Origin of the sequence: Falsirhodobacter deserti (assembly GCF_004015795.1) — a bacterium.
Lineage (GTDB): Bacteria > Pseudomonadota > Alphaproteobacteria > Rhodobacterales > Rhodobacteraceae > Falsirhodobacter > Falsirhodobacter deserti.
This window is the reverse complement of sequence record NZ_ML137218.1, coordinates 1,125,933-1,149,057: the sequence shown is the minus strand read 5'-3', so window position 1 is coordinate 1,149,057 and position 23,125 is coordinate 1,125,933. Positions and strand designations below refer to the sequence as shown.

Annotated in this window: 25 protein-coding genes, 1 tRNA gene and 3 pseudogenes; 22 read left to right on the top strand and 7 right to left on the bottom strand. The window is 63.4% G+C overall.

Translation table 11 applies throughout. The features are described from left to right. Positions 1-2 precede the first annotated feature (2 nt). The 5 genes and pseudogenes from hydA to JX25_RS15250 form a co-directional block, all read left to right on the top strand. Entirely contained in the window at positions 3-1,457 is a 1,455-nt protein-coding gene (hydA, locus tag JX25_RS05850; RefSeq protein ID WP_128254126.1) for a dihydropyrimidinase, read from the top strand. Continuing rightward, complete coding sequence (locus JX25_RS05845) at positions 1,454-2,080, top strand: aspartate/glutamate racemase family protein (protein ID WP_128254125.1); 627 nt, start codon at positions 1,454-1,456, stop codon at positions 2,078-2,080. The genes hydA and JX25_RS05845 overlap by 4 nt, the downstream gene beginning before the upstream one ends. Next, positions 2,080-3,015 carry a LysR family transcriptional regulator gene (locus JX25_RS05840; protein WP_128254124.1) on the top strand — a complete coding sequence of 312 codons (936 nt, stop codon included), beginning with the start codon at positions 2,080-2,082 and terminating at the stop codon, positions 3,013-3,015. The genes JX25_RS05845 and JX25_RS05840 overlap by 1 nt, the downstream gene beginning before the upstream one ends. Next, positions 3,012-3,950 (top strand): NAD(P)-dependent oxidoreductase, encoded by a 939-nt coding sequence (locus JX25_RS05835; protein ID WP_128254123.1) that lies wholly within the window; start codon positions 3,012-3,014, stop codon positions 3,948-3,950. Before JX25_RS05840 ends, JX25_RS05835 begins: the two co-directional genes overlap by 4 nt. Before the next feature lie 66 nt (positions 3,951-4,016). After that, positions 4,017-4,256 (top strand): annotated as a pseudogene (locus JX25_RS15250) (transposase); the annotation flags it as partial. A gap of 113 nt (positions 4,257-4,369) precedes the next feature. On the opposite strand, the pseudogene JX25_RS15060 reads toward JX25_RS15250, so the two are convergent. From JX25_RS15060 to JX25_RS05815, 3 genes and pseudogenes are all read right to left on the bottom strand, one after another. Next, a pseudogene (locus JX25_RS15060) lies at positions 4,370-4,668 on the bottom strand (IS30 family transposase); the annotation flags it as partial. 200 nt (positions 4,669-4,868) lie between these two features. After that, a pseudogene (locus JX25_RS05820) lies at positions 4,869-5,375 on the bottom strand (transposase family protein); the annotation flags it as partial. Positions 5,376-5,434: 59 nt separating this feature from the next. Continuing rightward, positions 5,435-5,524: transfer RNA gene (locus JX25_RS05815), tRNA-Ser, on the bottom strand. Positions 5,525-5,659: 135 nt separating this feature from the next. Between JX25_RS05815 and JX25_RS05810 the strand changes: the two genes are divergently transcribed. The 7 genes from JX25_RS05810 to JX25_RS05780 all read left to right on the top strand — a co-directional run bounded on the left by JX25_RS05810 (position 5,660) and on the right by JX25_RS05780 (position 11,385). Continuing rightward, entirely contained in the window at positions 5,660-6,484 is an 825-nt protein-coding gene (locus tag JX25_RS05810) for a DUF2059 domain-containing protein (protein ID WP_128254122.1), read from the top strand. Between the two features lie 148 nt (positions 6,485-6,632). Continuing rightward, on the top strand, positions 6,633-7,022 hold the full coding sequence (gene rplU / locus JX25_RS05805; protein WP_128254121.1) for a 50S ribosomal protein L21: 390 nt from the start codon (positions 6,633-6,635) through the stop codon (positions 7,020-7,022). Between the two features lie 6 nt (positions 7,023-7,028). Then, entirely contained in the window at positions 7,029-7,298 is a 270-nt protein-coding gene (rpmA, locus tag JX25_RS05800) for a 50S ribosomal protein L27 (protein WP_128254120.1), read from the top strand. Between the two features lie 84 nt (positions 7,299-7,382). Beyond that, a complete protein-coding gene (locus JX25_RS05795; protein WP_128254119.1) occupies positions 7,383-7,922 on the top strand; it encodes a GNAT family N-acetyltransferase in 540 nt (179 codons plus the stop codon). A gap of 67 nt (positions 7,923-7,989) precedes the next feature. Further along, the gene (obgE, locus tag JX25_RS05790) at positions 7,990-9,015 is read left to right on the top strand and encodes a GTPase ObgE (RefSeq protein WP_128254118.1); all 1,026 of its coding nucleotides are present in this window, start codon (positions 7,990-7,992) and stop codon (positions 9,013-9,015) included. After that, positions 9,003-10,118 (top strand): glutamate 5-kinase, encoded by a 1,116-nt coding sequence (gene proB / locus JX25_RS05785; RefSeq protein WP_128254117.1) that lies wholly within the window; start codon positions 9,003-9,005, stop codon positions 10,116-10,118. Before obgE ends, proB begins: the two co-directional genes overlap by 13 nt. A gap of 10 nt (positions 10,119-10,128) precedes the next feature. Continuing rightward, a complete protein-coding gene (locus JX25_RS05780; protein WP_128254116.1) occupies positions 10,129-11,385 on the top strand; it encodes a glutamate-5-semialdehyde dehydrogenase in 1,257 nt (418 codons plus the stop codon). Here JX25_RS05780 and JX25_RS05775 read toward each other — a convergent pair. Next, entirely contained in the window at positions 11,382-11,963 is a 582-nt protein-coding gene (locus JX25_RS05775) for a histidine phosphotransferase family protein (RefSeq protein ID WP_128254115.1), read from the bottom strand. The two genes, JX25_RS05780 and JX25_RS05775, sit on opposite strands and share 4 nt — an antisense overlap. Positions 11,964-11,976: 13 nt before the next feature. Here JX25_RS05775 and JX25_RS05770 point away from each other — a divergent pair, with 13 nt between their 5' ends. The 3 genes from JX25_RS05770 (at position 11,977) to olsA (ending at position 13,825) form a co-directional block, all read left to right on the top strand. Beyond that, positions 11,977-12,150, top strand: a complete 174-nt coding sequence (locus JX25_RS05770; RefSeq protein WP_128254114.1) for a DUF3553 domain-containing protein — start codon at positions 11,977-11,979, stop codon at positions 12,148-12,150. A 75-nt stretch (positions 12,151-12,225) separates the two neighbouring features. Next, positions 12,226-13,020 (top strand): L-ornithine N(alpha)-acyltransferase, encoded by a 795-nt coding sequence (gene olsB, locus JX25_RS05765; RefSeq protein WP_128254113.1) that lies wholly within the window; start codon positions 12,226-12,228, stop codon positions 13,018-13,020. Next, positions 13,001-13,825 carry a lyso-ornithine lipid O-acyltransferase gene (gene olsA / locus JX25_RS05760; RefSeq protein WP_128254112.1) on the top strand — a complete coding sequence of 275 codons (825 nt, stop codon included), beginning with the start codon at positions 13,001-13,003 and terminating at the stop codon, positions 13,823-13,825. The genes olsB and olsA overlap by 20 nt, the downstream gene beginning before the upstream one ends. Positions 13,826-13,850: 25 nt before the next feature. Here the strand turns inward: olsA and JX25_RS05755 are convergent, their stop codons facing one another. Continuing rightward, positions 13,851-14,471: a thiamine phosphate synthase gene (locus JX25_RS05755; RefSeq protein ID WP_128254111.1), complete on the bottom strand. Its 621-nt coding sequence runs from the start codon at positions 14,469-14,471 to the stop codon at positions 13,851-13,853. A 104-nt stretch (positions 14,472-14,575) separates the two neighbouring features. On the opposite strand from JX25_RS05755, the gene JX25_RS05750 reads away from it, so the two are divergent. From JX25_RS05750 to mnhG, 7 genes are all read left to right on the top strand, one after another. Continuing rightward, complete coding sequence (locus JX25_RS05750) at positions 14,576-15,301, top strand: RNA methyltransferase (protein WP_128254110.1); 726 nt, start codon at positions 14,576-14,578, stop codon at positions 15,299-15,301. 102 nt (positions 15,302-15,403) lie between these two features. After that, positions 15,404-18,307 (top strand): monovalent cation/H+ antiporter subunit A, encoded by a 2,904-nt coding sequence (locus JX25_RS05745; protein ID WP_128254109.1) that lies wholly within the window; start codon positions 15,404-15,406, stop codon positions 18,305-18,307. Next, on the top strand, positions 18,307-18,651 hold the full coding sequence (locus tag JX25_RS05740; RefSeq protein WP_128254108.1) for a Na+/H+ antiporter subunit C: 345 nt from the start codon (positions 18,307-18,309) through the stop codon (positions 18,649-18,651). Before JX25_RS05745 ends, JX25_RS05740 begins: the two co-directional genes overlap by 1 nt. After that, on the top strand, positions 18,648-20,285 hold the full coding sequence (locus JX25_RS05735) for a monovalent cation/H+ antiporter subunit D (RefSeq protein WP_128254107.1): 1,638 nt from the start codon (positions 18,648-18,650) through the stop codon (positions 20,283-20,285). Before JX25_RS05740 ends, JX25_RS05735 begins: the two co-directional genes overlap by 4 nt. After that, the gene (locus JX25_RS05730) at positions 20,282-20,761 is read left to right on the top strand and encodes a Na+/H+ antiporter subunit E (protein ID WP_128254106.1); all 480 of its coding nucleotides are present in this window, start codon (positions 20,282-20,284) and stop codon (positions 20,759-20,761) included. The genes JX25_RS05735 and JX25_RS05730 overlap by 4 nt, the downstream gene beginning before the upstream one ends. Beyond that, positions 20,758-21,039, top strand: a complete 282-nt coding sequence (locus JX25_RS05725) for a K+/H+ antiporter subunit F (RefSeq protein WP_128254105.1) — start codon at positions 20,758-20,760, stop codon at positions 21,037-21,039. The genes JX25_RS05730 and JX25_RS05725 overlap by 4 nt, the downstream gene beginning before the upstream one ends. Continuing rightward, complete coding sequence (mnhG, locus tag JX25_RS05720; RefSeq protein ID WP_128254104.1) at positions 21,036-21,398, top strand: monovalent cation/H(+) antiporter subunit G; 363 nt, start codon at positions 21,036-21,038, stop codon at positions 21,396-21,398. The genes JX25_RS05725 and mnhG overlap by 4 nt, the downstream gene beginning before the upstream one ends. Here mnhG and modC read toward each other — a convergent pair. Both modC and modB read right to left on the bottom strand, forming a co-directional pair. Next, on the bottom strand, positions 21,389-22,438 hold the full coding sequence (gene modC, locus JX25_RS05715; protein WP_128254103.1) for a molybdenum ABC transporter ATP-binding protein: 1,050 nt from the start codon (positions 22,436-22,438) through the stop codon (positions 21,389-21,391). The two genes, mnhG and modC, sit on opposite strands and share 10 nt — an antisense overlap. Further along, on the bottom strand, positions 22,435-23,124 hold the full coding sequence (modB, locus tag JX25_RS05710) for a molybdate ABC transporter permease subunit (protein WP_128254102.1): 690 nt from the start codon (positions 23,122-23,124) through the stop codon (positions 22,435-22,437). The genes modC and modB overlap by 4 nt, the downstream gene beginning before the upstream one ends. Position 23,125 lies beyond the last annotated feature (1 nt).

Below are 23,125 nucleotides of genomic sequence, written 5' to 3'. Positions count from 1 at the left end.
CCATGTTCGACACCGTCATCCATTCTGGCATGGTCGTCACGGCGACTGACACCTTCCGCGGCGATATCGGCATCAGGGACGGCCGGATCGCGGCCGTGGCCGAACGCATCGAGGGCGGGGAGCGGCGCATCGACGCGGGCGGCCGCCTCGTGATGCCCGGCGGGATCGAGGCGCATGCCCATATCGCGCAGGAAAGCTCGGCCGGTGTGATGACGGCGGACGACTATTACTCGGGCTCGGTTTCGGCGGCGTTCGGGGGAAACTCGTCCTTCATTCCCTTCGTGGGGCAGCATCGCGGGCAGTCGGTGGATGACGTTCTGGCGACCTATGACGAACGCGCGAAGCGGTCAGTGATCGATTACAGCTACCACCTCATCATCTCGGACCCGACGGAGAAGGTTCTCACGGACGAGCTGCCCCGCGCCTTCGGGCGGGGGATCACCAGCTTCAAGGTCTTCATGACCTATGACCTGATGAACCTTGGCGACGGGGGGATGCTGGACATCCTGACCGTGGCCAAGGAGCATGGCGCGATCACCATGGTTCATGCCGAAAACAACGAGATGGTGAAATGGATGAACCGCCGTCTGGCCGCGAAGGGCCTGACCGCACCGAAATACCACGCCATCAGCCGCCCGGAACTCGCCGAGGAGGAGGCGATCAACCGTGCCATCAGCCTTGCCAAGCTGGTGGATGCGCCGCTGTTCATCGTCCACGTCTCCACCGCCGGCGGGGCGGCGCTGGTGCAGCGGGCAAAGCTGGCCGGGGCAAAGCTGTTCGCCGAAACCTGTCCGCAATACCTCGCCCTGACGCGCGACGATCTGGACCGGTCGGGGGTGGAGGGGGCGAAGTTCATGTGCTCCCCGCCCGTGCGCGATCGCGCCACGCAGGACGCCCTGTGGAAGCACATCCAGTCCGGCACGTTCGAAAGCGTATCCTCGGACCATGCGCCCTATCGCTTCGATGCGACGGGGAAGTTCACAGCCGGCATGGATGCGCCCTATCCGAAGATCGCGAACGGGATGCCCGGGATCGCGGCGCGGCTGCCCTACCTCTTTTCGGAAGGGGTTGTGCGCGGCCGGATCACCTTGCAGCAGTTCGTGGCGCTGTCCTCCACCAACGCGGCCAAGACCTTCGGGATGACGAAAAAGGGGTCCTTGATGCCGGGCATGGACGCCGATATCGTGATCTGGAACCCGGAGGTGACGCGCACCGTCACGCTGGCCGACCAGCATGACAATATGGACTATACCCCGTTCGAGGGGATGGAACTGACCGGCGTGCCGGAGGTGGTGATCAACCGCGGCGTCGTGATCGTGGAAAACGGCGAATTGCTGGCCGCCGAGGGGCAGGGCCGCTTCGTGGCCCGCGCCTGCGTGGACCTGACGGGCAAGGCGGGGTATCGCGCGAAGGAACTGGATCCCGCGCAGAACTTCGGGGCGGAGATCGCACCATGAGCATCCTTGTCATCAACCCCAACTCCTCGCAGGGCGTTACTGACGGGTTGGTTGCGGCACTTGCCCCCTATGGCCCGCAGTTTGACTGCATCACCGTACCCGAAAGCCCCGCCACCATCGCCACAAACGAGGATGTGGCCCGCGCCGGCCTGCGCGTGCTGGAGATCGCGCGCAACCGGCAGGCCGATGCCATCATCACCGCCTGCTTTTCCGATCCCGGCCTTGATCTGATGCGGTCCGAAGGCATCCGCGCCTTCGGCATTCAGGAATGCGGGATCCTGACGGCCATAGCGCGGGCCGATCGTTTCGGCATCATTGCCCTGTCCCCCAAATCCATCCCCCGCCACATGGCACGGATGCGCCAGATGGGCGTGATAGGGCGGCTGGCGGGCGAGGTCGGTTTGTCCGGGGTTTCGGCGCTGGACGCAGGCACCTCCGACGCGGTGCTGGCGGAAACGCTGGAGGCGGGTGCCAGGCTGGTCGACATGGGCGCAGGCGCCATCGTTCTTGGCTGCGCGGGTTTCGCTCCCCGCCGCCGCCTTCTGGAAGACCGCCTGGGTGTTCCCGTGATCGATCCCGTGCAGGCGGCGGCGGTCATGGCGCTTGGCGCGGTTGTGGCCTGATGGCATCCGGTGGCGTGAACCCGGCCGACATCTCGCTGCGGATGCTGGAGATTTTCGCGACGATGATGCGCTGTTCCACCACGGTCGAAGCCGCGGAAGCGTTGAAGATCAGCCAGCCCGCCATTTCGGCCGGGGTTCGACAGCTTGAAGCGCAGTTGGGCCTTGTCCTGTTCGACCGCACGGCCCGTCGCCTGACCCCGACCCCAGAGGCGCGCGAGCTGTATGAGGAAATCCGCCCCATCTTCGGACTGATCCGCGGCTTCGCCGTTCGGGCACACGACATGAAGCTGGGGCTGACGGGACGGCTGCGCGTCATCTCGACGCCACCGCTGGGGCACACCGTTGGGCCGCAGGCGCTTCAGCGGCTATTGCAGGATGTGCCGGACATCTCGGTCAGCTATGATGTGCGGCGGCTGGTTGATGTGCTGGAGGCCGTGCAGACGGGCGCCGCCGATATCGGCATTGCCCTGACGCAGGAGCGGTCGGACCTTCTGGACACGCATGTGCTGCAGCAGGCGCAGATGGTGGCGCTGGTTCCCCGCGACAGCCACCTTGCGGCGCAGCCCCATGTTGCCGCCGACGATCTGGGCGATCAACCCCTAATCGGGCTGGAGCAGGAGTCTAACCTTGGCCGTCTTGTCCGCGGAGGCTTTGACAGAACCGGCCAACGTTATCTTCTCCGAGTGGAGGTGCGGTATTGCGAGACGGCGACCATGCTGGCCAATGCCGGGCTTGGCGTCACCGTGGTTGACCCCTGGTCCGCGCGGCTGGCCGGTCCGCAGCTTGCCCAGCGTCCCTTTCTTCCCGCCTGCGAGGTGCGGGCGGTCCTGTTTACCCGGAAGGGCGTGCCGCACACCCCCCTGATGGAGCGCTTCACGGACCGGTTGCGCGCCTGTCTTTCCCATCCCACCACCCGGTCAGAGGAGCCGACATGAGCTGTGACATCATCTTCCGTGTGGAGGGGCCGATCTATGCCGAGGCGCTGTCAGGCCCCTACCGCGTCCATGATGCGTGGAACGGCTTGGACACGCTGCCGGTGGCCGTGCGCGCAGGCGCACGAGTTGTGGTAACGAACGGGACCACCGGGCTGACGGCGGACGAGATGGCGATGCTTCCGTCATTGGGACTGATTTGTACGGTGGGGACGGGCTATGAGGCTGTGGATGTGGGCGCGGCACGCCAACGCGGAATGGCCGTGACCCATGCGGCGGGGGTGAACGCCGTCGCGGTCGCCGAACACACCATCGGCATGATTCTCGCTCTGACGCGCCGGATCTGCCTGTTTGACGCGGCAGTGCGAGCGGACAGGTGGCGCGGTGACGTCGGGACGTCCTCGCTGATGTCAGGGCGCCGCCTCGGGATCTTCGGGATGGGCGGGATCGGCCAGCGTGTGGGCCGGCTGGCCGAGGCCTTCGGGATGCCGGTCTCCTATTGCAGCCGGACGAGGAAGGATCTTCCGGACTGGACCTTCCACGGCAGCCTCGTCTTGCTGGCGCAGGCGGTCGATGTTCTGGTGATCGCGGCACCGGGTGGGCCGTCCACGTATCATGCTGTCAATGACGCTGTGCTGGATGCCCTCGGTCAGCAGGGGATCATCGTGAACGTGGGTCGGGGTTCGATCATCGAAACAGACGTTCTTGTCGCAGCGCTGGAGGCTGGCCGCATTGCCGGAGCGGCCCTGGATGTGCTGGAGGAGGAGCCGGAGGTTCCAGAGCAGCTGCGAGCGATGCCCAATGTCGTGCTGTCGCCCCATGTGGCTGGCCTGGCGGCAGAGGTGCAGCACCAAAGCGCCGCGATGATGATGCGCAACATCGAGGCGTTCCTGACGAACACACCGCTGGTGACACCCGTGCCGGAGATGGCAAAATAAATCGGGGTTCGGAGTAACTTGAGCTACTTTCCGAAGATCGGACAGTGGCGGAAGTTACAATCTGACGTGTGCTGGTCTCAAGGACGAGGAGATCCGAACCTGTGGCGGCGCAGAAACGATGAGGCGGACTTCAAGGCGCGTGTGGCGTTGGAAGCCCTGAAGGGCGAAGGCCCGGTGTCGGAACTGGCATCGGAATACGGTGTGCATCCGACAATGATCCAGCAGTGGAAGAAAACGCTTTTCGAAGGCGCTGCGGATATCTTCGAGCGGGACGGGAAGAAAAAGGCCGAAGTCGACGAGGAGACGGTGCGGTCGCTGGATGCCAAGATCGGAGAGCTGGCAGTCGCCAACGATTTTGTCCAAAAAGCTCAAGCCGTGGACCGGCAAGTGAATGCACCAGTTCTGCGGGGCAGGGTTCGTCACAGTGCCTCCAGTCGTATCAGTTCATCTCGAAACGCTTCAGTGTTCGGTAGCCCAGGCAATTCCGGGGTATGCCGTTCAGGCGCTGACACGTCATCCTTATTGAGTTGGAAGCCAGCTGCAACACAGCCGTGTCCCGGCGCAAGTAGCGGCGTGTGCGCTTGTTCATGTTCTCGACCGTTCCTTTTTGGTAGGGAGCCTGCGGATCGCAAAACCAGGCTCTTGTGCCCATGCCGGTTTCCAACTCGCGCCACGCCACGAATTCCGAACCCTGGTCAAAGGTGATCGAGCGCCGCGCCTCACTCCGGCGCCGATCAGATCGAGGCGAGTGCCACGCAAGTCCTCGCAGAGGATGAGGTCAATCCTGTCACCGACCAGCTCAAACCAGTCAAAATGTCGAATGGACAGGCCGGGAGGCTCGGGGAGGCGCTGGCTCCGGCCAAGCTCATTTCGCTCAATCTGCCAAGCTATGTCAGCCCGGAGGGAGCACCTGGCCATGTAGGGTAGGGAGATGCCCGTCCAGCGCAGGTCGATCCGGCCATCCGCGAAGGCGAACGTCTTGACGTATCTGCCCGCGGCGGCCCGCGCCAGATCGCTGTCCTGAAGGATCAGCCGCATGCGCTCGTAGCAGACGACGAGCTGCACGCTGACAGCGCGTTCGTCACGATGGCACAGGATGTCTTTGATACGGGAGGCCGGCTCATTGAGGGGGCGATGCAGGTTGTCCGGTTGCGCCGGGGACCGGGCGAAGCGGGCGTTGTGATTGGCCATGAAGTCCGCAAAGAAAGCGTTGCCCGCCTCTATGTCGCTGATGCCGGCCAGGCGCAGCTCCTTGACCAGCCGGTCCTGCAGGGTGCGGTTGGCACGTTCGACGCGGCCCTCGGCCTGGCTGGAGTTGGCGCACAGGATCTCGATGTTCAGCTCTGCCAGCGCACGTCCGAACTGCGTCATGCCGTGGCCGGTCTTTGTATCCTGCTTCGCCACGCGGAAGACGCTGTGCTTGTCGTGTGGGGCCAAAAACACACGGCACTTCAATCTCAAATCAACGACTTAATCAAGGTAAGTGGCGGAGAGACAGGGATTCGAACCCTGGGTCGGCTCACACCGACAACGGTTTTCGAGACCGCCGCATTCGACCACTCTGCCACCTCTCCGCATCAGGGGTCGTCGTGGCGGCTCATCTATCCGGGGTGTGCGGAGGGTGCAAGCAGTTTTTTTCATTAACCGACTGCTTGGGTGCCATTCTCGTGCGTTGTAGGCTTTGGACAGCTTGATCAGGAGAAAGCGACATGCTGCGGACAATTCTTACGGCCATCGCCCTCTGGGCCTTTTGCGCCCCGATCGCCGCAAGAGCGCAAGAGGCCGAACTGGAGCGCGCGCTGCGTATCAGGGAAATCATCGACGTGATGGTGGAGGAAGGGGTCACGGACGGCCAGATCCTGCGCGCCGATATGTTTCCGGACGCATCCGCCGGCCGTTGGACGCGCATCCTGAAGCAGGTTTACGACGACGACCGGATGCACGGAATTTTCTCCGAAGCTTTTCAGGCAGACCTGTCCGCCTCTGGCGGAGCGACTGCCGGAATGACCGAGTTCTTCACCTCTGACATCGGTCAAAAGGTCATTCAGGCAGAGATTGCGGCCCGCCGGGCGCTTATGGATGATGCTGCCGAAGATCAGGCGCGTCTTGCCGTGGAAAAGGCGAGGGATGCCGGCGATCCGCGCCTTGATATGCTGCGGGATTATGCGGAAACCAACGCCCTTGTGGAGATGAACGTGGCCGGCGGCCTGAATGCCAGCCTCGCGTTCTTTCGCGGAATGCGGGATGCGGGCGCGCTTGGTGACAGCATCACAGAACAGGACATGCTGCGCGATGTCTGGGCGCAGGAAGGCGTGATCCGCAGCGAAACGGAGGCTTGGCTTTATCCCTACCTGCTGATGGCCTATCAGGATCTGAAAGCGGACGACCTTGCACGGTACATCGAATTCTCTGCCTCCCGCGATGGGCAGATCCTCAACAACGCGTTGTTTGCAGGCTTCGATGCGGTATTTGTCGAGGTATCCTATCGACTTGGTCTTGCAGCCGGACGGCAGCTGCAGGGGCTCGACATCTGAAGGTTGACAGGGCAGGGCCGATCAACGATATAACGCCGGTCCGGCCTCCTTGCGGAAGCCCGGGCGATTCTGCATCGAAGCGCTGTCCGCAGGCATTCAACGCCGGGTATCCCGGGGCCACAGGGCGCGGAACAAGAAGGAAAGACCCATGTTCGCGGTCCTCAAGACAGGCGGCAAGCAATATACGGTTCGTGCGGGCGATATCCTGCGCGTCGAAAAGCTTGCGGCTGAAGCTGGTGAAACGATCCAGTTCAACGATATTCTCATGGTTGGCGGTGACGAAACCACCATCGGGGCACCCTTCGTGGCTGGCGCCGCGGTTCAGGCCGAGGTGATTGCCCAGATCAAGGGCGAAAAAGTCATCCACTACGTCAAGCGCCGCCGTAAGCACTCGTCGCAGCGCACCAAGGGCCACCGCCAGCAACTGACGCTGCTGCGCGTGACCGACGTTCTGGCTTCGGGCGCCGACGCATCCGACGTGAAGGTTGCCACCGGCACTGCCGATGCGCGCCGCGCAGCCCACGAATCGAAGGAGTAATCCCCCATGGCACACAAGAAAGCAGGCGGTTCATCCCGTAACGGCCGCGATTCGGCCGGTCGTCGTCTTGGTGTGAAGCTCTATGGTGGCCAGGCGGTCATCCCGGGCAACATCATCGTTCGTCAGCGCGGCACCACCTGGTTCCCGGGCGAAGGCGTCGGCATGGGTAAAGACCACACGATCTTCGCCACCCGCGAAGGTTCCGTGTCGTTCCGCAAAGGCCTCAAGGGCCGCACCTTCATTTCGGTCCTCCCGGTGGCGGAGGCCGCCGAGTAAGCCGAACCGGAAGGTTGCATGCAATCAGGAGGGATCGGCACCGTGCCGGTCCCTTCTTGCGTTTCTGATGTGGGAGACATCGTCATGACGCTTGACACCGCCGCCCCTGCGATCACCGTGATCGAGGCGGAGCGTATCATTTTGCGCCCCGTGCGCCGTTCCGACACTGGCCTTCTGGGCCATTATGCGGGCGATCTGCGCGTGGCCCGCATGACAAGCCGTATTCCCCACCCTATGCCACCGGGCGCGATGGAGGCTTTTGTCGCCCGCGCGATGAACCCCGGTTGCGAAGAAGCGATCTGGGTGATCGACGGTTCCTCGACCCAGATGGGAGAGGTGCTTGGCGTCATCAGCCTGAAGAAGATGGACCGCGACCAGTCCGAGATCGGATACTGGGTTGCGCCTGCCTTCTGGAACACCGGATTGGCATCCGAGGCTGTGGCCGCGCTGGTTGCAGCCAATCCGCTGAACAACACGGCGATCTTCGCCAGCGTTTTTCAGGACAATCCCGGTTCTGCCCGCGTTCTGACGAATAACGGCTTCAACTATCTGGGCGATGCCGAGACGTTTTCGGTTGCACGCAATGCCCATGTTGCGACCTGGACCTATATTCGCAAGCTATGAGGCGCGGGGGTTGAGCCTGCGCCGACAATTCTCTATCGCCTGATAAAACCGCAGGAAGGCCCGCCCCATGAAGTTCCTCGACCTTTGCAAAGTCTACATCCGCTCGGGCGGCGGCGGCTCCGGTTGCGTCAGCTTCCGTCGCGAGAAGTTCATCGAATTCGGCGGCCCCGACGGCGGCGATGGCGGCAATGGCGGCTCCGTCTGGGTGGAGGCTGTTGAAGGCCTGAACACCCTGATCGACTTCCGCTATCAGCAGCACTTCTTTGCCAAGTCCGGGCAGCAGGGCATGGGCAGCCAGCGCACCGGCAAGACCGGTGATGACATCGTGCTCCGCGTGCCCGTCGGAACCGAGATCATCGACGAGGACGAGGAAACCGTCATCGCCGACCTGACCGAGGTCGGGGAGCGTGTGCTTCTTGCAAAGGGCGGCAATGGCGGCTGGGGCAACCTGCACTTCAAATCCTCCACCAACCGGGCACCGGCACGGGCCAATCCGGGCCAGCCGGGGGTGGAGCGGACAATCTGGCTGCGCCTGAAGCTGATCGCGGATGCAGGGCTTGTCGGGCTTCCGAACGCCGGCAAGTCTACCTTCATCTCGGCCGTGTCGAACGCCAAACCGAAGATTGCTGATTATCCGTTCACCACGCTTGTTCCCAACCTTGGCGTGGTTGGCGTGGACGGCAAGGAATTCGGGATGGCTGACATTCCGGGCCTGATCGAAGGTGCAAGCGAAGGGCGCGGTCTTGGAACGCAGTTCCTTGCGCATGTCGAACGCTGTGCAGTTCTGCTGCATCTGGTCGATGGCACATCGGAAACCGTTCTGGAAGACTATCAGACCATCGTGACCGAGCTTGAGGCATATGCAGACGAACTGGGTGACAAGCCCCGCATCGTCGCGCTGAACAAGGCGGATGCGCTGGATGATGATACGATCCAGATGTGGCGCGAAGGGCTGGAAGAAGCCTCCGGCGGCCCGGTGTACGTCATTTCTGGCGCTGCGAACAAGGGCTTGCAGGATGTTCTTCGTGCGCTGAATGAACAGATCGAAGCTTCCAGGGTCGTGGATGAGGAACCCGCGCCGTGGCAACCCTAAGCCCTGATATCAGGCAGGCGCGGCGGCTGGTCGTCAAGATCGGCTCGGCCCTGCTTGTGGATCGAGACAGCGGCCTGCGCCGCGACTGGCTGACTGCCTTGGCTGAAGATGTGGCCGAGGCCAAGGCGGGTGGTACGGATGTGATCCTCGTCTCGTCCGGCTCCATCGCGCTCGGGCGTAGCTCGCTGCATCTGGGGTTTGGATCGCTTGCGCTGGAGCAGAGCCAGGCCGCCGCAGCGGTTGGCCAGATACAGCTTGCCCGCGCTTATGAGGAGGCACTGGCCCCTCACGGCATCCGCGCGGGCCAGGTTCTGATGACGCTGGACGATACATCCGATCGTCGCCGCTATCTCAACAGCCGCGCAACGCTGGAAACGCTGCTTGGCCTTGGCGTTGTGCCGATTGTCAACGAAAACGACACGGTCGCAACAGACGAGATCCGCTTCGGCGACAACGACCGGCTTGCCGCGCAAATCGCGGTGACGGTGGGCGCAGATCAGCTTGTGCTGCTGTCGGACGTCGACGGGTTCTACTCGGCCAATCCCAAGGAAGATCCCACGGCCCGGCGGTTCGATCTGGTGGAGGCGATCACGCCGCAGATCGAGGCGATGGCTGGCGATCCGGTATCGGGACTTTCCAAGGGCGGAATGAAGACCAAGCTGATGGCAGCCAAGACGGCCGTCGCCGCGGGTTGCGCGATGGCGATCATGGAAGGGTCGGTCGAACGGCCCCTGAAGGCGCTGGCGGATGGTGCGGCACGGACATGGTTCGTGGCGCAGGGTGATCCGCAGGCGGCCCGCAAGCGCTGGATCAACGCGATGAAACCGCGTGGGCAGATCCGCATCGATGCGGGCGCCGCCCAAGCGCTGGAGGCCGGAAAGTCGCTTCTTCCCGCAGGCGTTACGGCGATCGCCGGCGCGTTCGGGCGGGGCGATCCGGTGGAGATCGTCTCGGTCGATGGCGAAACCCTCGCACGCGGGCTGACCCGCTATACCTCGACCGAGGCGCGGGCCATCATGGGCCACCGCTCGGGCGAGATCGAGGCGATACTTGGATATGCCGGGCGCGCCGCGCTCGTGCATCGGGACGACATGGTGATCTAGGAGAACCCCTATGGACGGCGCACAGGTGACGGAACTGATGCAGGCGATCGGCGCGAAGGCGCAGGCGGCGGCGGCGGATCTGGCCTTTGCGCCATCCGGGGCAAAGCGCGATGCGCTGCTGGCCGCCGCCGATGCGGTGCACCGCGACCGCGCAGGCATCATCGATGCCAACCGCCGCGATCAGGATGACGCCGTGGCACGAGGCATCACCGGTGCAGCGCTGGACAGGCTGATCCTGACAGAAGATCGGGTTGAAGGCATCGTGGATGCACTTCGTGCGGTTGCCGGTCAGGACGATCCGGTGGGGCAGGTCATCTCGGAATGGGACCGGCCGAATGGCCTGCATATCCGCCGCGTCCGCACACCGCTGGGTGTGATCGGCGTGATCTATGAAAGCCGTCCGAATGTGACTGCGGATGCGGGCGCGCTGTGCCTGAAATCCGGCAACGCCGTGATCCTGCGCGGCGGAAGCGAAAGCGCCCATTCCTCGGCTGCGATCCATGCTTGCCTTCAGGAAGGGCTTCGCGCTGCGGGCTTGCCGGAGGATGCGATTCAGCTGGTTCCCACCCAGGACCGCGCTGCCGTGGCCGAGATGCTGCGGATGACCGGCTTCATCGACGTGATCGTGCCACGCGGCGGAAAAGGGCTTGTGGGACTTGTCCAGCGCGAGGCGCGGGTGCCGGTTTTCGCGCATCTGGAGGGGATCAACCACGTCTATGTCGACGGTGCGGCCGATCCTGCCAAGGCGCAGGCTGTTGTCGTGAATGCCAAGGCGCGGCGCGTCGGCGTGTGCGGCGCAGCTGAATGCCTGCTGATCGACGAAGGATACGCCGGTGCCGCCGACCTTGTCCGTGCCCTGCAAGCGGCGGGGATCGAGGTGCGGGCCGAAGGCGATCTTGCGGCCCTGCCGGACGTGGTCACCGCCACTGAAGCCGATTTTGGGCAGGAATATCTGGCACCGATCATCGCGGTGCGCCGGGTTCCCGGCGTGGACGGGGCGATTGCCCACATCCGCCGCTTTGGCTCTGGCCATACCGAGGCGATCATCACCGAAGATCAGGCAGCGGCGGACCGGTTCTTCCAGCGGCTCGACTCGGCTATCCTGCTGCTGAACGCCTCCACCCAATTTGCAGATGGGGGAGAGTTCGGGATGGGGGCCGAGATCGGCATCGCCACAGGCAAGATGCATGCGCGCGGCCCCGTCGGGGCCGAGCAGTTGACCAGCTTCAAGTATCTGGTGACTGGGGACGGGACGATCCGCCCTTAAAAGGTGATGCGGATCGTGGTTTCGGTAACCTCGACCCGCGCCGTTGCCCCTTGCGCGGCGATGGCATGCGCGGCCAGCGCAAAATGCACGTGGCTGGCCGATACATCATTGGATCGCCCTTCCAGTACGGCCCACTGATCGGGGATGGCACGCAAGCGGCGCGCTTCGGCACGCAGGCTGCGGGGACCGTCGAGGGTGATCGTGCCGCCAAAGGCAAGCGCGGTTTCAAGGCACTGGATCAGAAGAAACGCGAGCTTTGTTTCCTGCCTGTCCAGATCCCCCGCCACCGCCCAGTCGACACGGATGCGCCCGCTAGCCGTCATGTCATCAAGGATCGAAACAGCTTCTGCCCGACCGACGGCCTGACCTTCGGAAGCAACGCCGAAGGCGATGCGGAAAAACCGGATACGGGCGTTGGCCTGCGCGACGCTGGCCGAAATCAGCTCCATCTCGGGCGTTGCGGCGGCACCGGTCATTGCCAGAAGCTCCACCCCGTTGCTGATCGCGCCAATCGGGCTGATAAGGTCATGGCATATCCGCGACCCGATCAGCGCGGCAAGGTCGGGTGTGTCAGTCATGGAAGGCTCCGCGATGAATGGAATACTTGAACCCGGCATGTTCGTGCGCCATCCCGCTTGCCCCGACTGGGGCCTTGGTCAGGTGCAGTCGAAGATCGGAGACCGGATCACGGTCAACTTCGAACATGCGGGCAAGGTCGTGATCGACGGGCGGGTGGTTGAATTGCTTCCCGTCTTCGACCTTTAGCAAAGGGGTAGAGAGCGCGCGCCGCAAGATCAAGCGCGATTGCAAAAGCATGGACCAGCGGATAGGCAACTGCCCATGAACGTGGATCATCATCTGACCCTTCGCCTTGCACAGGACGAACGCGACCTGCGGGCGGCACAGCGTCTGCGCTACCGCGTGTTCGTAGAAGAACTGGGCGGCGACGGAGAGCTTGTGGATCACGACCGGAAGCTTGAAATCGACCGGTTTGATCCGTTTTTCGATCACCTGATCCTTGTGGACGGCCGCCGCGACGCGGATGCGCTTGAAGATGTGGTGGGCGTCTACCGCCTTCTGCCGGGGGAGCGGGCCGCTGCTGCGGGGGGGTTCTATTCGGAAAGCGAATACGATCTTTCCGTGCTTGGACGCTCTGGCCGCAAACTTCTGGAACTTGGCCGGTCCTGTGTGCATGCCGATCATCGTGGCGGCATGGCGATGATGCACCTTTGGAACGGCCTTGCCGATTACGTGCTGGACCGCGGGTTCGAGGTTCTGTTCGGCCCGGCAAGTTTTCACGGCACCGATATCGAGGCGTTGGCACAGCCGCTGGCGTTCCTGCATCACAATCACCTTGCCCCGGGCGATCTGCGGGTGACGGCGCAGCCTGCATCTTATCAACGAATGGACCTGATCGCGGCCGAGGATGTGGATCGCAAGGCCGCGATGCAGGGGATCCCGGCACTGATCAAGGCCTACCTTCGCCTTGGCGGCTGCGTGGGCGAGGGTGCGTGGATCGACCATGCCTTCAACACCACCGACGTATGTCTGGTGATGGACACGGGACGCATGTCGGCCCGCCACAAGAACTTCTATACGCGGATGGTGCCTGCCGATGAACTGGCTGGAAAATGAGCTTCGCCCCGAACCTGTCGGGGCAATCGGCTGGTTCAGGATTGTCTGGCGCGCGCCGCTTCTGCTGCTGATCAACTTCGGCTGCCTTGCGCTTTTGTGCCTTGTGCGGCTGGTGGAACAGCCCTTGTGCGGCCAGCGCCGGCCTGTCACGCCATATATCACCCAGTTCGTCTGTCTTTCCTCGCTTGCGGTGCTGGGGATCCGGCTGCGGCGGCAGGGGCGCGCGATGACGCAAGCCGGTGCACTGGTGGCCAATCACGGCAGCTGGCTGGACATCTATGCCCTGAACGCCTGCGCCCGCATCTATTTCGTGTCAAAATCAGAGGTTGCGCGCTGGCCCGGCATTGGCTGGCTTGCCCGCGCAACGGGAACGGTGTTCATCAACCGCCGCGGCGGCGAAGCACGTGCGCAGCAGCAGATGTTCGAAGCGCGGCTGCGTGCGGGCCATCACCTTCTGTTCTTCCCTGAAGGTACCAGTTCCGACGGGCGGCGTATTCTGCCTTTTAAATCAACGCTTTTCGCCGCGTTCTTTGCCGAGGATCTGAAGAACGACATGGCAATCCAGCCGGTTACGGTGGTGTATCACGCGCCGGCCGGAAAGGATCCGCGCTTTCATGGTTGGTGGGGTGGCATGCCGTTCGGCCCGCATATCAAGCAAATGATGGCTGCGCCGTCCGGCGGATCGATCGAGGTGGTTTTCCACGATCCGATCACAGTGGCAGAGGCCGGGGACCGCAAGCGCCTTGCCGCGCAGGCCGAAGTTGCCGTTCGGTCCGCACATCCTTCTGCCGCCGCCGTGGAATAAAGGGGGCACGCTGCCCCCCCCGATATCAGCGCATCGGCGCCAGAAGTGCCTGGATGGCCTTCAGCGGATCTTCCGCGGTCCAGATTTCCTCGCCAATGCCGAAGAAATCCGTGTGGGGGTAAAGCGTTTCCACAAGGGCTGCGGTCAGTGCGCCTTCGGCAACGATCGGAACCTCGATCATTTCCGACCACCAGGTGAACAGTTCCAGCTCTGCGCGGCTGCCGTCGAAAAGGGGTGTTTCGCCCACGGGTCCGAAGGCGACATAATCGGCGCCAGCCTCGCCCGCGCTCATGCCTTCGTGGCGGGTGGTGCCGCAGAAGGCGCCCACGATGGCATCCGCACCCAGATCCTTGCGGACCTTGCGGACGGAACGGGCGCCGTCGGTCAGGTGCACGCCGTCCAGGCCCAGCCGCTCCACCAGAAGGACATGGTTTTCCACCACCAGCGCGACATCGCGTGCGTGGCAAATCTCGCGCAGGGCATCGGCGGCGCGGGCAAGGCGATCTTCGTCCTTGGTGGCAAGCGCCATGCGCAGGCAGGCAACCTCGGCCCCGTCCAGCACGCGGGCAAGGTGGTCCGGAAAGACATCGGCATCGAAATCAGCCGGGGTGATGAGATAGGTCTGCGGACGCTCGGCTTCGGCCATCTTCGGGCTCCTATGATCGGTTGCGCCGCTTTAACGCAGATTGCGGCGGTTGTCATCACGAAGCGGGGGGCGTATGACGGCGCCCGTTCAGCCAGAGGTCCGTCATGATCCCGCCCGCATTCATTCTTGTCCGCCCCCAGATGGGCGAGAACATCGGCGCCGCAGCACGCGCCATGCTGAACTTCGGGTTGGAACGGATGCGCATCGTCGACCCGCGGGACGGCTGGCCCAACCCGAAGGCCAATGCCATGGCTTCGGGCGCTGGCCGGGTTCTGGACGCCGCAGGCTTGTTCCCGGATGTGCAGTCGGCCATTGGCGACTGCGACTTCGTTTTTGCCACCACCGCCCGCGGGCGAGAGTTGACCAAGCCCGTGATGACACCCGAGCGCGCGATGGAATATGCCCGTGCCCTTGCGGCTGAAGGCAAGCGCGTAGGCTTCATGTTCGGCCCGGAGCGGGCAGGGCTGGAGAATGAGGACGTGGCCCTTGCCAATGCCATCGTCACCGTTCCCGTGAATCCGGAATTCCCCTCGCTGAACCTTGGCCAATGCGTGCTGCTGGCCGCCTATGAGTGGCGCCGCCAGACGGTCGATGTTCCGGCAGAGGTGACGCACATGGCCCGCACCGATTTCGCAACCGCGATCGAGGTGGAAAAGCTGGGCGATCATTTCGAGGAACGGCTGGATGAAGCCGGCTTCTTCTTCCCGCCCTCCAAGGCCGACGGAATGCGACTTGCCCTTCGCAACATGTGGAGCCGGCTGAACCTGACAAGGGCTGAAGTGCAGACATTCCACGGAATGTTGCGCCAGATATTGCGCAAACGCGGGTAAATTTCCCTAGAACGGGGAATATTTAGGGGCCGGAGGTTGAAGCTTCGGGCTTCGCGCGCTCAATAGTAAGATACCCCTTCACCGACAGGTATCCTCCGCTCCATGGCGACTGAAACGCTGCTTCTTCTGTTGCTGGTCCTTCCCTTCGTGGGCGGCCTCGTTGTGGCGATGATGCGCAGATCGGCCAGACGGGCAGTGGTTGCCGTGGCAGCTTGTGTCATGGCGGCGTCGGCGATGCTTTTGCTGGTGTTCTGGCCCCAGCTGTCCGATGGCGGGGTGGTTCATGATCACCACGCATGGCTGCCGCGCCAGGGCATCAACCTGACGCTGCGGCTTGACGGACTGGCGTTCATCTTCGGGCTGATGGTGACGGGGATCGGCTTTCTCGTTGTCATCTATGCACGCTATTACCTGTCCTCGAAAGAATCGATGCCGCGCTTCTTTTCGCTTCTGTTGCTGTTTGCAGGGGCAATGAACGGGATGCTGCTGTCGGGCAACATCATCACCCTCGTGATCTTCTGGGAGATGACGAGCATCGTGTCCTTCCTGCTGATCGGCTTCTGGCGCACCAATGGCGCGGCGCGGGACGGGGCACGGATGGCGCTGACGGTGACAGGCACGGGCGGGCTGTGCCTTCTTGGATCCATGCTGATGGTCGGATATGTGGCCGACAGCTATGATCTGGAAAAGGTGCTGGCCGCCGGCCCGCAGTTGAGGGAGCATCCGCTTTACCTGCCGGCCCTGATCCTTTTCCTGATCGGCTGCTTCACCAAATCGGCGCAGTTCCCGTTCCATTTCTGGCTGCCCAACGCGATGTCGGCCCCCACGCCTGTTTCGGCCTATCTGCATTCGGCAACGATGGTGAAGATGGGGGTGTTCCTGCTGATCCGCTTCTCTCCGGTTTTCGGGGGCACGGCGGAATGGTTCAACATTGTGGCCGGGATCGGGCTTCTGACGCTTATCCTTGGCGCGGTTGTGGCGCTGTTCCGGCACGATCTGAAGGGGCTTCTGGCATATTCCACCATCAGCCACCTGGGGCTGATCACCGCGCTGATCGGCATCGGCAGCCCCGCGGCGATCGTGGCGGCGATCTTCCACGTCATGAACCACGCGCTGTTCAAGGCTTCGCTGTTCATGGCCGCGGGGATCGTGGATCACGAAACAGGCACGCGCGACATCCGCAAATTGTCAGGGCTGGCGCGGGCCATGCCCGTCACTGCCACGCTGGCGGCGATCTCATGTGCCGCGATGGCGGGTGTGCCGTTGCTGAACGGCTTCCTTTCGAAAGAGATGTTCTTTGCCGAAACGTCCGAATGGCATCGCGGGACGTTGTTTGATGATTCCATGCCCTATCTGGCCGTGGTGGGCTCTGCATTTTCGGTCGCGTATTCGCTGCGGTTCTTGATTTCTGTGTTCTTCGGAACGCCCTCGCAGGATCTGCCCAAGGCCCCGCATGAGCCCACGCCATGGATGCGCCGTCCGGCAGGGATACTTGCCATCCTGTGCCTTGTCGTCGGGATCTTCCCGGCGCTGACAGTGGGTCCCGCGCTTGCCGTGGCTGCACGGTCGGTGCTGGGCGAACTGCCGGAATACTCGCTGGCCATCTGGCACGGAATCAACGTCCCCCTGATCATGAGCGTGATCGCTATTGCCGTCGGCATCGCGATCTATGGGCTGTTCCATCGCAGCATCACCCTTGGGCCAGAGGGTCCGCCCGTCCTGTGGCGGGTTCGCGGTGCGCGCGCCTATGATGCTGTCATGGTCGCAGGCACGTGGCGCTTCCCCCGCAGGATGATGCGGATGCTTGGAACCCCGCATCTGCAGCCGCAGCTGCGCCTTCTGATGCTGCTGGGCGCGGGTGCGGCAGCTTGGGCGGTTTGGGGAACCGAACGCATCTGGCTGGGGCCTCCGGAAAGCGCTGTTGACCCCATCTTCGCCATCATGTGGCTGGTCGGGGGCGGCTGTGCGATCGCAGCGGCATGGAAGGCGAAATACCACCGCTTCACGGCGCTGGTGTTTCTGGGGGGCGCAGGCATCATCACTTGCATCTCGTTCGTCTGGTTGTCGGCGCCGGATCTGGCGGTCACGCAGCTGCTGGTGGAAATCGTGACCACTGTCCTGCTGCTTCTGGGCCTGCGCTGGTTGCCTCGCCGGCGGCAGGAAGTTCCGGGAGAGCATCATTTCAAGGCCAAGCTGCGCCGCCGCGTCGATCTGGTCGTGGCGGTGATCTGCGGCGCAGGTGTTGCCCTTCTGTCCTATGTCGTGATGACGACGCCTTCCGGCAACGTGGCCTCCGACTGGTTCCTTCAGCACGCATACAGCGAAGGCGGCGGCACGAATGTCGTCAACGTGATCCTTGTCGATTTCCGGGGCTTCGACACCTTCGGCGAGATGGCGGTTCTGGCGATTGTGGGGCTGACGGTCTTTGCCCTTCTGCGTCGGTTCCGCCCCGCGATCGAAAGCAACGAGCTGACGGCGCAGCAGCGTATCCAGAACGCCTATGACGATGCCGCTGACGGGCGCGAACGGGGGGACACGGTGCGCGATTACCTGATGGTCCCTTCGGTCATCATGCACTGGATGTTCCCTGTGGTCATCCTGCTTGCGGCAGAGCTGTTCTTTCGCGGCCATGATCTGCCGGGCGGTGGTTTCGCGGCAGGCGTCGCGCTGGCCATTGCGTTCCTTCTGCAATACCTTGCTGCCGATGTGACATGGGTGGAGGATCGCCTCCGCATCCTGCCTGTCCGCTGGATCGGTACAGGACTTCTGGTCTCGGCTTTCGTCGGGATGGGGTCGTGGCTCTTCGGTTATCCCTTCATGACGGCCCATTCGCAATACGTCCATGTGCCACTGGTGGGGGAGGTTCCCGCAGCCACGGCGCTTCTGTTCGATCTGGGGGTGTTCCTGCTGGTGGTCGGCGCTGTCGTCCTGATGCAGATCGCCATCGCCCACCAATCGCTGCGCTGGTCGCGCGCCCGCGACAAGGCCGCCGGGGGGAGCGAATAATGGAGATCGTGCTGGCCCTTGCCATCGGAACGCTCGTCGCCTCCGGCGTTTGGCTCGTGCTGCGCCCGCGCACGTTTCAGGTGATTGTGGGGCTGTGCCTGCTGTCCTATGGCGTCAACCTGTTCATCTTTTCGATGGGGCGGCTGCGCGTGGCGGCCCCTCCGATCCTGCCCAAGGGCGAAACCATCGATCCGTCGCTTTACACCGATCCCATTCCGCAGGCGCTGGTGCTGACCGCCATCGTCATCAGCTTTGCCACGACGGCGCTGTTTCTTGTGGTCCTGCTGGCAGCGCAGGGCTTCACCGGCACCGACCATATCGACGGGAAGGAGCGGGATCAGTGACGGAAACCCCGCAGCACCTGATCATCGCGCCCATCCTGATCCCGCTTCTGGCCGGCGCACTGATGCTGTTCTACGAGGATCGGGACCGGCAGACCAAGTTCATCATCAGCCTTGGCGCCTGCGCTGCGATGCTGGTCGTCGCGATAGAGCTTTTGCTGCGATCCAAGGGCGAAGGCCCATCGGGCGGAAACCAGATCGGGCTTTACCTGCTGGGCGACTGGCCCACGCCTTTCGGCATCAATCTTGTGCTGGACCGGCTTGCTGCGTTGATGCTGGTGATCGCCTCCATGCTTTCGCTGCCGGCGCTGGTTTATGCCTATGCGGGCTGGCAGGCACGGGGGCAGCATTTCCACAGCCTGTTCATGTTCCAGATGATGGGTGTGAACGGGGCATTCCTGACAGGGGACCTGTTCAACCTGTTCGTGTTCTTCGAGATCATGCTGGCCGCCTCCTACGGGCTTTTGCTGCATGGATCGGGGCCGGACCGGGTGCGGTCAGGGATGCATTACATCGTCATCAACCTTGTTGCCTCGCTGTTCTTCCTGATCGGGGTTTCGCTGATCTATGGCATCACCGGCACCCTGAACATGGCCGAGCTTGCGCGCCAGATGCCCTATATGGAGGCGGAGGATCGACCGCTGGTGCATGCGGCGATGGCGATCCTGGGCCTTGTGTTTCTTGTGAAGGCAGGGATCTGGCCGCTGGGGATGTGGCTTCCGGCAGCGTATCAGTCTGCCTCGGCCCCTGCGGCGGCGATTTTCGCGATCCTGACGAAGGTCGGGGTGTACGTCATCCTGCGCCTCGGCTTTCTTGCGGCAGGTCCGGCCGGCGGGCCATCAAGCGGTTTCGGGGCAGAGGTTCTGGTGGCTGGTGGCATCGCGACCATGATTTACGGCAGTTTCGGCATACTTGGATCACCGGCGATCGGACGAATGGCGGGATATGCGGTTCTTGTATCTTCGGGCAGCGTGCTTGGCGCGGTGGGGCTGGTGCTTCAGGGCGGCGGGGTCACGATGCTGTCTGGCGCGCTTTACTACATGACGGCCTCCACCCTCGGGCTATCGGCGCTTTTCCTGCTGGTGGAACTGGTTAACCGCGGTCAGGGATCGGCAGCGGCGATGCTGGCGCTTTCGGCCGACCTGTACGGCGCGCCCGAGGATGCCCCGGAGGAGGAGCAGAAAGGCATTGCCGTGCCCGCCACAATGACCGTTCTTGGCCTGTGCTTTGCCGCGCTTGCGGTGCTGCTGGCGGGGCTGCCACCCTTTGCAGGCTTTCTGGGGAAGGTGATCATCCTGTCCGGGCTGCTTCAGGGCGGCCAAGGCGGCACCACGGCGTCATGGATCTTCATGGCGATCCTGATCGTCTCGGGCCTTGCCACGCTGATCGCGCTGATGCGCCTTGGCGTCCAGACGTTCTGGAGCTCGGGCGAGGAGGAGGGGCCGAAAGTGCTGGCGATAGAGCTTGCCCCGATCGTCGCGCTTTTGCTGGCGGTTGTGGTGCTGACATGGCAGGCACGGCCTGTGATGCGTTACATGGAAGCCACGGCATCGGCCCTTCATCGCCCGGACGTTTACATAAACGGCGTCATCTCGGCCGAGCGGACATCGGACCGTGAGCAGGAGGCGGCCGAATGAAGCGCATCATCCCGCACCCTATCCTGACGCTCGTATTGCTGGTCATGTGGCTGATACTGACGCAGTTCACGCTGGGGCAGGCGATCCTTGGCACTGCGGTCGCGCTTGTGGCTGCGCGTGCGCTGGCAGCGCTTGAACCGCAGACCATCCGCATCCGGCGCTGGTCGCCCATTCCGGGGCTTTTTTATACGTTCGTTGTCGACATCCTTTGGTCGAACGTCAAGGTCGGCCGCGCAATCATGTCCCGCACGACCCCGCCTTCCGGCCTCATTGAGGTGGAGCTGGACACCCGCGATCGCAATATCCTTGCCATCATCTCGGTTGTGATCGCGGCGGCGCCCGGGACGGCGTGGCTGGGGTGGAACCCGGGCAACCAGACGCTGCTTCTGCACCTGTTGGACATCGAAGAAGGCGAGATCTGGGAGGAAACCCTGAAGAAAAGTTACCTTGGCCGGTTGAAGGAGATCTTCGGATGAGCGCCGTGATCCTGACAGTCTCGCTTTACATTGCGGAGGGGATGCTGGCGGCAGCCATCTTTTGCGTCGGCATCCGCGCCTGGCGGGGGCCACGGGCGCAAGACCGTGTGCTGGCGCTTGATACCATCAACGTGAACGTGATGCTGCTGTTCGTCACCCTGGGCATCCGGACCGGCACGGTGTTTTTCTTCGAGGCGGCGCTGGTGATCGCGGTGGTCGGCTTCGTGACCACCGTGGCGCTTGCCAAGTTCCTGATGCGAGGAGAGGTGATCGAATGACCGACCTGCCAATCTGGGCTGCGATCGTGGTGGGGCTTCTTCTGATAGCGGGAGGGACGTTTGCGCTGATCGGTGCGATCGGGCTGCTGCGTCTGGATGACTTCTATCGCCGCCTGCACGCCCCGTCGCTTTCGGCCAGCGGCGCGACGACCTGCATCGTCCTCGCCTCGATCATCGGGTTTTCGGTCATGAACGGGCGGCCAGTTCTGCGTGAAATTCTGGTCGGCTTCTTCATCATGTGCACCGCGCCGGTAACACTGATGCTTCTGGGGCGCGTGGCCCTTTATCGGGATCGTGCCGCCGACCGTCCGGTGGTTGCCGAAAGCGACCCTCTGGGGGCGTCCCCGGATCAGGAATGATCCAAGAGGGCGGCCGACTTGATGACCGCCTGCACCTCGGTCCCTGCCTTCAGCCCGAGTGTTGAAACGGACCGGGCGGTGATCCGCGCCAGCAGGAGCGATCCGTCCTGCAATGACAGGCGCACCGATACCATTGGACCGCCGCCGGACATGCCCAGAACCCGTGCCGGCAGGATGTTCAGCGCCGAAAGATGTTGCGGAACGGTGCGCGACAGAAGCACATCCTCGGCCATGATGCGGATGCGCAGGCTGGAACCCACGGCACCGTCCACCGGAAGGAACAGCTGCCCGGCCGGCGTTTCGATACGGGCAAGGCCGTCAGGATCATGTGCCGCGAGGCGGCCTTCCAGAACTGCGCCGGAGATACGGGGGCCAAGCGCCTGTGCAAGCTCGGGCGAAGCGAAAAGCTCGGCTGGCGGGCCGAAACCGGCCAGCTTCCCTTCGGTTATCAGCGCGACGCGATCGGCCAGGCGGACCACCTCGGCGACCGAGTGGCTGACATACAGGATGGGCAGTGCGGCTTCTGCCGCCAACCGCTCCAGATAGGGCAGGATTTCCGCCTTGCGGGGGCCATCCAGCGCCGCAAGCGGTTCGTCCATGATCAGCAGTTCAGGCTTGGACAGGAGGGCACGTCCAAGGGCAACCCGCTGGCGTTCCCCGCCGGACAGGCGGGCGGGGCGGCGGTCCAGCAGGTGGGCAATGCCCAGCAGGTCCGAGATGTGCGGCAGGGCGGCTGCACCCTTTGCCCCGTAAAGTAGGTTCGCGCGAACGCTCAGATGCGGGAACAGCCGCGCCTCTTGGAAAACATAGGCTAGGCGGCGGCGGTGCGGCGGCACCCAGACGCCGGCGCCGCACAGGATGCGCCCGTTGATCGCGACCCGCCCGGCATCGGGCCGCAGCAGCCCGGCAACGGCATTGGCAATGGTGGTCTTACCCGCCCCCGATGGACCGAACAGTGCCGTGACGCCGTTCGCCGCCGTGAAAGCGACCTCCAGCTTAAGATCCGCGAAGCGGTGGCGGATCGCGATATCCAGCGTCATGCTGAAATTCGCCTTTGCAGCCGGCGTGCCAACATCTCCGAAAGGATCAGCGCGCCCATTGCCACGATGATCGATATCACGATCAGCCGCATCGCCTGCGGTTCTGCCCCCGGCACCTGAAGCAGCGCATATATGGCCGAAGGCAGCGTTTGCGTCTGCCCCGGGATGTTGGACACGAAGGTGATGGTCGCCCCGAATTCGCCCATTGCCTTGGCAAAAGCCAGAACCGCGCCGGCAAGTATCCCCGGCAGGGCAAGGGGTAGGGTAATCGTGACGAATACCCGCAAGGGGGATGCACCCAGCGTGGCCGCGGCAGCTTCCAGCTTGGGATCGACCGCCTCGATCGACAGGCGGATCGCGCGCACCATCAGCGGAAAGGCCATGATGCCCGCTGCCAGGGCGGCACCCGTCCAGTTAAAGGCGAAGACGATCCCGACCTTTCCCAGCGGCTCGCCGAAAACGCCACGCCGCCCGAATGCCAACAGCAGCAGATATCCCGTCACCACGGGCGGCAGGATCAGCGGCAGGTGAACCAGCCCGTTCAGAAGCTCCCGTCCTGGAAAGCGGTATCGCGCGAGGATGAATGCCGTGACGATCCCGAAAGGCAGGCTGCAGGCTGTTGCAACTGCAGCGACACGCAGCGAAAGCTCTACCGCCTGCCATTCCTGAGGGGAAAGCCATGACACC

Excerpts from the sequence above, each read along its gene's own strand:
- JX25_RS05810 (WP_128254122.1), top strand. The coding sequence starts at position 5,660 with ATGCTGCGGACAATTCTTACGGCCATCGCCCTCTGGGCCTTTTGCGCC.
- obgE (WP_128254118.1), top strand. The coding sequence starts at position 7,990 with ATGAAGTTCCTCGACCTTTGCAAAGTCTACATCCGCTCGGGCGGCGGC.
- JX25_RS05795 (WP_128254119.1), top strand. The coding sequence starts at position 7,383 with ATGACGCTTGACACCGCCGCCCCTGCGATCACCGTGATCGAGGCGGAG.
- olsB (WP_128254113.1), top strand. The coding sequence starts at position 12,226 with ATGAACGTGGATCATCATCTGACCCTTCGCCTTGCACAGGACGAACGC.
- JX25_RS05775 (WP_128254115.1), bottom strand. The coding sequence starts at position 11,963 with ATGACTGACACACCCGACCTTGCCGCGCTGATCGGGTCGCGGATATGC.
- JX25_RS05740 (WP_128254108.1), top strand. The coding sequence starts at position 18,307 with ATGGAGATCGTGCTGGCCCTTGCCATCGGAACGCTCGTCGCCTCCGGC.
- JX25_RS05780 (WP_128254116.1), top strand. The coding sequence starts at position 10,129 with ATGGACGGCGCACAGGTGACGGAACTGATGCAGGCGATCGGCGCGAAG.
- JX25_RS05755 (WP_128254111.1), bottom strand. The coding sequence starts at position 14,471 with ATGGCCGAAGCCGAGCGTCCGCAGACCTATCTCATCACCCCGGCTGAT.
- JX25_RS05745 (WP_128254109.1), top strand. The coding sequence starts at position 15,404 with ATGGCGACTGAAACGCTGCTTCTTCTGTTGCTGGTCCTTCCCTTCGTG.
- JX25_RS05730 (WP_128254106.1), top strand. The coding sequence starts at position 20,282 with ATGAAGCGCATCATCCCGCACCCTATCCTGACGCTCGTATTGCTGGTC.
- JX25_RS05845 (WP_128254125.1), top strand. The coding sequence starts at position 1,454 with ATGAGCATCCTTGTCATCAACCCCAACTCCTCGCAGGGCGTTACTGAC.
- modC (WP_128254103.1), bottom strand. The coding sequence starts at position 22,438 with ATGACGCTGGATATCGCGATCCGCCACCGCTTCGCGGATCTTAAGCTG.
- JX25_RS05840 (WP_128254124.1), top strand. The coding sequence starts at position 2,080 with ATGGCATCCGGTGGCGTGAACCCGGCCGACATCTCGCTGCGGATGCTG.
- mnhG (WP_128254104.1), top strand. The coding sequence starts at position 21,036 with ATGACCGACCTGCCAATCTGGGCTGCGATCGTGGTGGGGCTTCTTCTG.
- JX25_RS05725 (WP_128254105.1), top strand. The coding sequence starts at position 20,758 with ATGAGCGCCGTGATCCTGACAGTCTCGCTTTACATTGCGGAGGGGATG.
- JX25_RS05770 (WP_128254114.1), top strand. The coding sequence starts at position 11,977 with ATGAATGGAATACTTGAACCCGGCATGTTCGTGCGCCATCCCGCTTGC.
- rplU (WP_128254121.1), top strand. The coding sequence starts at position 6,633 with ATGTTCGCGGTCCTCAAGACAGGCGGCAAGCAATATACGGTTCGTGCG.
- JX25_RS05750 (WP_128254110.1), top strand. The coding sequence starts at position 14,576 with ATGATCCCGCCCGCATTCATTCTTGTCCGCCCCCAGATGGGCGAGAAC.
- hydA (WP_128254126.1), top strand. The coding sequence starts at position 3 with ATGTTCGACACCGTCATCCATTCTGGCATGGTCGTCACGGCGACTGAC.
- olsA (WP_128254112.1), top strand. The coding sequence starts at position 13,001 with ATGAACTGGCTGGAAAATGAGCTTCGCCCCGAACCTGTCGGGGCAATC.
- rpmA (WP_128254120.1), top strand. The coding sequence starts at position 7,029 with ATGGCACACAAGAAAGCAGGCGGTTCATCCCGTAACGGCCGCGATTCG.
- JX25_RS05835 (WP_128254123.1), top strand. The coding sequence starts at position 3,012 with ATGAGCTGTGACATCATCTTCCGTGTGGAGGGGCCGATCTATGCCGAG.